The sequence below is a fragment of the Arhodomonas sp. KWT genome, from assembly GCF_010993615.1.
The window spans coordinates 1-7,798 of record NZ_WNXE01000130.1 but is presented as its reverse complement, the minus strand read 5'-3'; the positions used below and the strand labels follow the sequence as shown (position 1 = coordinate 7,798).

Sequence of the window (7,798 nt, the reverse complement as noted above, 5' to 3'; positions counted from 1 at the left end):
CAGGAGGCGGCGGACCAGCAGGGTATCGCCCTGCTCCAGACCCAGAACGGCTTTACCTTCGCGCCCAAGGACGAGAATGGCGAGGTTATGGATCCGGAGCGTTTCCGGGAGCTGCCGGAGGAGCGGCGCGAGGCCATCGAGAAGGCCGTGAGCGAGCTCCAGGAACGCCTCCAGGCGGTCATCCAGCAGATGCCGCGCTGGCGCAAGGAGGCCCAGGAGAAGATCCGCTCGCTCCACGAGGAAATGGCGGTATTCGCCGTCGGCCACCTGCTGGAGGACCTGCGCGGGAAATGGGCGGACTATCCCGGGGTGATCGGGCACCTCGACGCGATCCGCGAGGACGTCACCGCGAACGTCGAGGCCCTGATCGGCCAGGGCGGCGAGCAGGGCCAGTCGCTGCAGGCGTTTTTCCGACGCTACGAGGTGAACCTGCTCGTCGACAACGCCGACCAGCAGGGCGCGCGGGTCGTCTACGAGGACATGCCGAGCCATCAGCGCCTGGTCGGCCGGGTCGAGCACCAGGTCCACCAGGGCGCGCTGGTCACCGACCACCACCTCGTGCGCGCCGGGGCGCTGCACCGCGCCAACGGTGGCTACCTGATCCTCGACGCGCGCAAGGTCCTGACCCAGCCGCTGGCCTGGGAAAGCCTCAAGCGGGCACTGTTCTCCCGGCGGGTGCATACCGAGCCGCTGGAGCAGTACTTCAGCCTGATCAGCACGGTCACGCTGGAGCCCGAGCCGATGCCGCTGGACGTCAAGGTGATCCTGCTCGGTGAGCGCAGCCTTTACTACCTCCTCACCGCCTACGATCCGGACTTCGCCGAGCTGTTCAAGATCGAGGCGGATTTCGAGGAGGACCTCGCGCGCACCGACGAGAGCATCCACGACTACGCGCGGCTCGTCGCCACCCTGGCCGGCGAGCGCGAGGTCCGCCCCCTGGACCGCGAGGCCGTGGCCCGGGTCATCGAGCACGCCAGCCGGATGGCCGACGACAGCGAGCGCCTGTCGATCCACAATCGCGCGATCGGCGATCTGCTCGTCGAGGCAAACCAGTGGGCGATCCGCGACGACAGTCGAACCATCCGTGCCGACGATATCCAGCAGGCCATCGACCACCAGGTCTACCGGGCCTCCCGGGTGCGCGAGAATATCGACCGCGCCATCCAGCGCGAGACACTGCTCATCGACACGGCCGGCTCGGCGGTGGGCCAGGTCAACGGCCTGTCGGTCATGCAGCTCGGCGGCCAGGCCTTCGGCCGGCCCGCGCGGATCACCGCCACCGCCCGGCTTGGGCGCGGCCACATGGTGGACATCGAGCGCGAGGCCAAGCTGGGCGGCAACATCCACTCCAAGGGGATGATGATCCTCTCCAACCTCCTCGCCTCGCGCTTCGCGCGCGAGGCGCCGCTGTCGCTGGCAGCGAGCATCGCCTTCGAGCAGTCGTACGGCGGCATCGACGGCGACAGCGCCTCCGTGGCCGAGTACTGCGTCCTCTGCTCGGTGCTCTCCGGTTACGGCCTGGCCCAGGGCATCGCCGTTACCGGCTCGGTGAACCAGCACGGTCAGGTGCAGGCGGTAGGCGGCGTCAACGAGAAGATCGAGGGTTTCTTCGACGTCTGCAGCCAGCGCGGCCTGGACGGCAGACAGGGCGTCGCCCTGCCCCGGGCCAACGTCGCCAACCTCATGCTTCATCCCCGTGTCGTCGACGCGGTCGCCGCCGGCCGCTTCCACATCTGGCCCCTGTCCCACGTGGACGATGCGCTGACCCTGCTGACCGGCACCGAGGCGGGGGTATCCGATAATGACGGGCGCTTCCCGGACGGCACCGTCAATCGCGCAGTGGCGGACCGGCTCCGGCATTTCGCCAGGCTGGCCGAGCGGCACAGTGGCGGCGACGGCGCTGCCGGAAAGGACGATAATGGCGGTAACGTTGGTGACGGGGAAGACGGCCGTGACGAGTGAACCGGCGGTGACACGTATCCTGGTCCTGCTCGACGACACCCGTGGCGCCCGGGCCGCTCTGGAGACGGCCGCCGACCTCGCCGCGCACCAGCACGCCGAGCTGGTCGGTCTGTTCGTCGAGGACACCGACCTGCTGCGCTCTGCCGGTCTGCCGTTCAGCCACGAGATCAGCATGACCTCCGGCCAGACCCGCCCGCTGGAGGCCGCTCTGGTCGAGCGCGAGCTGCGGGAGCGGGCCCGCCTCCTGGAGCAGGCACTGGCCAGTGCGGGCACACGGCGTGCGCTGCGGTGGCGCTTCGAGGTCGGCCGCGACCGCCTTGAACGGGCAGCGGACAGTGCAGCCGAGCCCCGGGACACACTGGTTGTGGGCCGCAACGGCTGGCGCCGGCACTACGGCCCGGCGATGGGGAGCGTTGCCTCGCGCCTCGCCCGTGCGACGCGCTGCAGCGTGCTGGTGGTGGGTGAGGAACGCCCCCGCCATGACCGCCCGGTGGTGGTCCTCCAGCCCGGCGGCGACGATCCGAGCCCCACACTGGACACGGCGATCCGCCTGGCACGGGACCGCAGCCGGCCGCTGTGTATCCTGTTGCGACCGGGCACCGGCCCGTCGGTGGAGCTGGAGAGGCTGGCGGGCGAATGGTCCCGACGGGTGGGCACGCCGATCCGCTTCGAGCACATCGCCGATACCCGTGCCGCCACACTGGTCGAGGCCCTGCACCGGGCCGAGGGGCAGGCGCTGGTCATATCCCGGGCGAGCGAGCCGCTCGCCACCGCGGAAGGCTACCGGCTGCTCGATGAGCTCGACGTGCCCGTACTCGTCATCGACTGATCACGCCGGGGCACAGTAGAGGGCGTTAAGCCCGGAGTAGATCGGCACGGACGCGGTCCACACGCCCATTACCAGGATCGTCACGCCGAGCGCGAGCCGTACCCGGCCCCGGGCGAGCAGGCGGCCGGTCACCGCCGCCGCCGTACCGGTGAGTACCATCGCCGGCATCGTGCCGATACCGAAGGCAACCATCACCCCCGCACCGTCCACGGCACCACCGGCCAGCGCCGCGGCGACGAGCATGCCGTAGACGAGGCCACACGGCAGCCACCCCCAGAGGCCGCCGAGGAGCAGCGCCCGGCCCGGACTACGCACCGGCATGAGCCCTCGTGCCAGCGGCGCGATACGGGCCCACACCCGCATGCCGCTGCGCTCCAGGGGGGCAAGCAGCCGCCAGTTGAAGGCAACCTGAACGCCGATTGCGGCCATGACCAGCCCCATCGCGACCCGCAGGCCGCTGGTCCATGACCCGAGGCTGACCAGGCTTGCCAGCCACAGCCCGATGCCGCCGGCAATGGCGCCGGCCACGGCGTAGCTGGCCACCCGGCCCACGTTGTACGCCAGCGCATAACCGAACAGACGCCACGGGGTGCGCCGTTCCGGCGCCACCCCCATGCCGAGCGCGGAGGCAATGCCGCCGCACATACCCAGGCAGTGGGTGCTGCCCACCAACCCGGCGAGCAACGCCCCGAGAAGGGTAATGTCCCCCATCATTGGGCGCGGTCCCCATCGTCGGCGTCTTCACGGGCCCCCGGATCCGTATCGGCCCGTTCCTCGCCGGCCGTCGCCTCGCCCCCCGTCTCCGGCGGTGTCTTCGACGGGCCGTCGTCGTCCATGAGGATCCGATAGGCGGGGCTGTCCAGATCGTCGAACTGACCGTTGCCCACGGCCCAGAAGAACGCCCCGACAAAGACCACCAGGAGCATGAGGGCCAGCGGGATGAGGACGTAAAGAATCGTCATGGCAGTCTCCGGAAAACGATCAGGGCGTCGCGGTGGTTATCGCCGCCGGCTCATGCCCGCCGGGTCCGAGCCGGGGCGCGCGCCAGCGGTTTGCGCGCAGGGCGTTGCCCACCACCACCAGCGAGCTCAGCGACATGCCGATGGCGGCCATCCATGGCGTGAGCATGCCCGTCGCCGCCAATGGGAGCGCGGTGAGGTTGTACAGCGCCGCCCAGATCAGATTCTCCCGGATGATCCGGACCGCACGGCGGGCGCCGTCGGCGGCTTCCACCAGCGCGGAGAGATCGTCCCGCATCAGGACCATGTCCGCGCTGTTGCGCGCCAGCGCGCTGCCCCGGCCCATCGCCACCGAGACGTCCGCACCGGCAAGGACCGGGGCATCATTGATGCCGTCGCCCACCATCACGACGCGTTCCCCGGCGCTCTGGACCTCCCGCATGCGCGCGAGCTTGTCCTCCGGCCGCATGCGCGCGCGCCAGCCGTCGACACCGACCGCGGCGGCCACCTCGGCCACGGACGCGGGGTCATCGCCGCTGGCGATCTCGACCGTCAGCCCCCTTGCCTGCAACGCCTGTATGGCAGGGACCGCCTCCGGACGGAGCTGGTCAGCCAGCTCGAAGGTCGCCAGCCAGCCGTCGCCGTCGGCGAGGACAATCCCGCCCGCCGGCGCCGTCACGCCCGCCGGCAGTGCCCATTCCGGCCGGCCGAGACGCACCGCCCGGCCATTGACGTCGCCCGCGAGCCCCGAGCCCGGCTCTACCGTGACCTCCCCTGCCCGGGGCAGATTCTCGCCGGGCGGAAACGCCCCGGCGATCGGGTGCTCGGAGTGTGCCTCGAGCGCGGCCGCCAGGGCATAGGCCTCGTCCCGGCCGATACGCTCCGCAACCCGGATGCCCCGAACCCCCGGTGTGCCGGTGGTCAGCGTGCCGGTCTTGTCCAGGATCAGCCGCGAGGCACGGGCCAGCCCCTCGACCGCATCCGTGCGGGTCACGAGTAGCCCTCGCCGCGCGAGTGCGCTGGTCGACGCGACCAGCGCCGTGGGGGTCGCCAGCGACAGCGCACAGGGGCAGGTCGCGACCAGCACTGCCAGTGTGATCTCGAAGGCCGCTCCCGGTTCCAGCCACCACCACACGCCGGCGATGACCACCGTGCCGGCCAGCACCGCCGAGACGAACCACCCGGCGACCCGGTCGGCCACCCGCGCCAGTCGCGGGCGTCGGGTCTGCGCGCGCTCGAGCAGGCCCACGATGGCGGAGACAAGGGTCTGGCGCCCGATCCGCTCGACACGGATGTCGAGCGCGCCGCCGGTGTTGCCGCTGCCGGCGAGGACGGCGTCGCCCTCGCCCCGTGGCACCGGCTCGAATTCGCCGGTGATAAGGGACTCGTCAACGGCGCTCCGCCCCGAAATCACGGTGCCGTCCGCGGGGATGGTATCCCCCGGCCGCACCCGTACCCGGTCACCCGGCTGAAGCTCGCGCAGCGCCACCCGCTCCGGGCGCTCCCCGGAAAGGCGCAGTGCAGTGGTCGGCAGCGTCTGCGCCAGTGACTCGGTCGTCCGTCCCGCCCGGTGACGCGCGACCATCTCCAGGGAACGGGCGACGGTGAGGAAGAACACGAACATGGTCGCGGAATCGAAGTAGACCTCGCCGCCGGCGACGAGAGTGTTCCAGACGCTCGCCGCGAACGCGCTGCCCACGGCGAGCGCCACCGGTACATCCATGCCGGGCCGGCCGCCGCGCACATCGCGCCAGGCACCGCGGAAGAAGGGGGCACCCGCGTAGACGACCACCGGCGTCGCCACGAGCAGGCTGACGAGACGCAGGAACGTCTCGATCTGTGGATCCATGTCGTTGTGGATCGCGCCCGCGTACAGGCCGACCGCGTACATCATGACCTGCATCATGCCGAGCCCGGCCACCGCGAGCCGCCGCAGCATCGCCCGGCGCTCACGGATGATGCCGGGCACCGCCTCGCCGGCCTCCAGCGGATGGGCCCGATAGCCGATGCCGGCGAGATGCCGCAACAGTGTGCTCAGGGGCGTGACGGTGGTGTCCCAACCGAGCAGCAGGCGTCCGGTGGCCGGGTTGACCTGTACGGTCTCCACGCCCGGCTCGCGCTCCAGCACCCGCTCGATCAGCCAGGCACAGGCGGCGCAGGTAATCCCCTCCAGCGCGAACACCGCTTCACGCGCGTGCTCACCGACGGGATGGCTGACTTCGTCGAGCAGCGTCTCGCGGTCGTAGGCGGACCACTCGTCCGCCTCGGGCTCCGGGCGGCTCGATGGCGCGGTACGGTAGCGGTAGAAATCACTGAGCCCGCTGCCGGCGATCAGGCGGGCAACGGCCTCGCAGCCCGCGCAGCATACGGGTCGGTCCTCGCCGTCTATGCGGACAACACGGCGCTCTCCGGTCGGTACCGGATCGCCGCAGTGGAAGCACCGTTCCGCCATCGCCGGCCGGTCAGGCGCCTCCGTCGCCGTCCGATCCCCCAAGCCGGAGATCGCCCACCCGGGCCTTCAGTTCGCCGCGCAGGCGCCAGGAACCGTCGACGGGTTCGATGATGACATAGCGGCGGTTGTCGATCGCACTTCCGGTGCCGCCCCGGTACAGCCCGGTCTGGTCCCGGTGCAGCTCGACCCCGAGGTCGCGCTTGGCGATCGTCGGGTGCACCAGCTTGACCTTCAGGTTTTCCGGAGGGGTGTCGAGCCCTTCCAGGGCAAGCGTGACACGCCCGCTGTCCCTCTGGACATGCACCCGCGCGCCGACACCAAGGGCGTCGGCGCGGTCGTAGGCCGCACGTTCCTGGATATAGGTCTTGCCCAGCTGCGAGTAGTCGTCGACCACCAGGTCATCCATGTTCCCGTTGAGCACGATGACGGTACCGATCATCGCGATCACCCACACGCCCAGCGGCGCGAACACGAACCAGCACCAGAACTGCCGGTACCAGGGCTTTTGGTCTTCAGTGCTCATTACGCTTGCGCTCATCATCATTCACCACGGTGAAACGGACCGTGGAAACGGGTGGTCTCGGTGACAGACAGGCTGCCGTCCTCGGAGGTTACCGTCAGCTCCACGTCGGTACCCGGCGTGCTCATTACCGACGCATCCACTCTCAGACGCACCGGCACGTTCCGTTGTTCCCCTGAAGCGATCTCGATGCGGTCCGGATCGGTGTCCGCCGTTATTCCGGGCAGCCCCGATGCGGACACCGTATAGGTGTGCGCCTGCTGGGACATGTTCAGCACCTTCACGTCGTAGACGTTCTCGATCCGGCCGCCATCGAGCGCGCGGTAAAGGGCATTGCGGTCCGGCAGGATATCCACGCGCATCGGCGTACGCATCGCCACCGCGGTGAGCGTGCCCGTGATCAGCGCGAGGAGCAGCACCGAGTAGACGATCACCCGGGGGCGGAGGATGCGCGTCGGCTTGCCCTCGAGCGTGTTCTCGGTGGTATACCGGATCAATCCGCGAGGATAACCCATCTTGTCCATGACCTGATCGCAGGCGTCGATGCAGGCCCCACAGGCGATGCATTCGTACTGCAGGCCGTCGCGGATATCGATGCCCGTCGGGCAGACCTGCACGCACAGGGTGCAGTCGATACAGTCTCCGAGGCCGAGCTCGGCCGGATCGGCGCCGCGCTTGCGCGGGCCGCGCGGCTCTCCCCGCGCCTCGTCGTAGGAGATGACGAGCGTGTCCCGGTCGAACATCGCGCTCTGGAAGCGCGCGTACGGGCACATGTACAGGCATACGTTCTCCCGCATGAACCCGGCATTGCCCCACGTGGCGAAGCCATAGAAGACCAGCCAGAACGTCTCCCACGGGCCCAGATCCAGGGTGAGCACACGCAGGCTGAGCTCACGGATCGGCGTGAAGAAGCCCACGAAGGTGAGGCCGGTCCAGGCGGCGAGCAGGATCCAGATGCCGTGCTTCGAGAATTTGCGGACGACCTTCTCGCGGTTCCATGGACCGCGGTCCAGCTTCATCCGCCTGGGACGGTCGCCCTCCGTCCAGTGCTCGATCCAGAGAAACACCTCCGTCCA

General features: G+C 69.7%; 7 protein-coding genes. 2 read left to right on the top strand and 5 right to left on the bottom strand.

Annotation, left to right across the window (positions count from 1 at the left end; genetic code table 11):
- Nucleotides 1-1,962: Lon protease family protein (locus G7A99_RS14615; protein ID WP_163141415.1), on the top strand; the 1,962-nt coding region annotated here is incomplete at its 5' end.
- Nucleotides 1,952-2,791 carry a universal stress protein gene (locus G7A99_RS14610; RefSeq protein WP_163141412.1) on the top strand — a complete coding sequence of 280 codons (840 nt, stop codon included), beginning with the start codon at nucleotides 1,952-1,954 and terminating at the stop codon, nucleotides 2,789-2,791. The genes G7A99_RS14615 and G7A99_RS14610, both read left to right, overlap by 11 nt.
- On the opposite strand, the gene G7A99_RS14605 is transcribed toward G7A99_RS14610, so the two are convergent.
- From G7A99_RS14605 to ccoG, 5 genes are all read right to left on the bottom strand, one after another.
- Nucleotides 2,792-3,505, bottom strand: a complete 714-nt coding sequence (locus tag G7A99_RS14605; RefSeq protein ID WP_163141410.1) for a sulfite exporter TauE/SafE family protein — start codon at nucleotides 3,503-3,505, stop codon at nucleotides 2,792-2,794.
- A complete protein-coding gene (gene ccoS, locus G7A99_RS14600) occupies nucleotides 3,502-3,753 on the bottom strand; it encodes a cbb3-type cytochrome oxidase assembly protein CcoS (protein WP_163141407.1) in 252 nt (83 codons plus the stop codon). The genes G7A99_RS14605 and ccoS overlap by 4 nt, the downstream gene beginning before the upstream one ends.
- A gap of 19 nt (nucleotides 3,754-3,772) precedes the next feature.
- Nucleotides 3,773-6,202: a heavy metal translocating P-type ATPase gene (locus G7A99_RS14595; protein WP_163141404.1), complete on the bottom strand. Its 2,430-nt coding sequence runs from the start codon at nucleotides 6,200-6,202 to the stop codon at nucleotides 3,773-3,775.
- A 10-nt stretch (nucleotides 6,203-6,212) separates the two neighbouring features.
- Nucleotides 6,213-6,725: a FixH family protein gene (locus tag G7A99_RS14590; RefSeq protein ID WP_163141401.1), complete on the bottom strand. Its 513-nt coding sequence runs from the start codon at nucleotides 6,723-6,725 to the stop codon at nucleotides 6,213-6,215.
- Nucleotides 6,726-6,742: 17 nt separating this feature from the next.
- The coding region (ccoG, locus tag G7A99_RS14585) for a cytochrome c oxidase accessory protein CcoG (protein ID WP_163141398.1) at nucleotides 6,743-7,798 on the bottom strand (1,056 nt) is incomplete at its 5' end.

Bases quoted from the DNA above. Each gene is read 5' to 3' on its own strand.
- G7A99_RS14590 (WP_163141401.1), bottom strand. From the start codon at position 6,725: ATGAGCACTGAAGACCAAAAGCCCTGGTACCGGCAGTTCTGGTGCTGG.
- G7A99_RS14595 (WP_163141404.1), bottom strand. From the start codon at position 6,202: ATGGCGGAACGGTGCTTCCACTGCGGCGATCCGGTACCGACCGGAGAG.
- G7A99_RS14605 (WP_163141410.1), bottom strand. From the start codon at position 3,505: ATGATGGGGGACATTACCCTTCTCGGGGCGTTGCTCGCCGGGTTGGTG.
- ccoS (WP_163141407.1), bottom strand. From the start codon at position 3,753: ATGACGATTCTTTACGTCCTCATCCCGCTGGCCCTCATGCTCCTGGTG.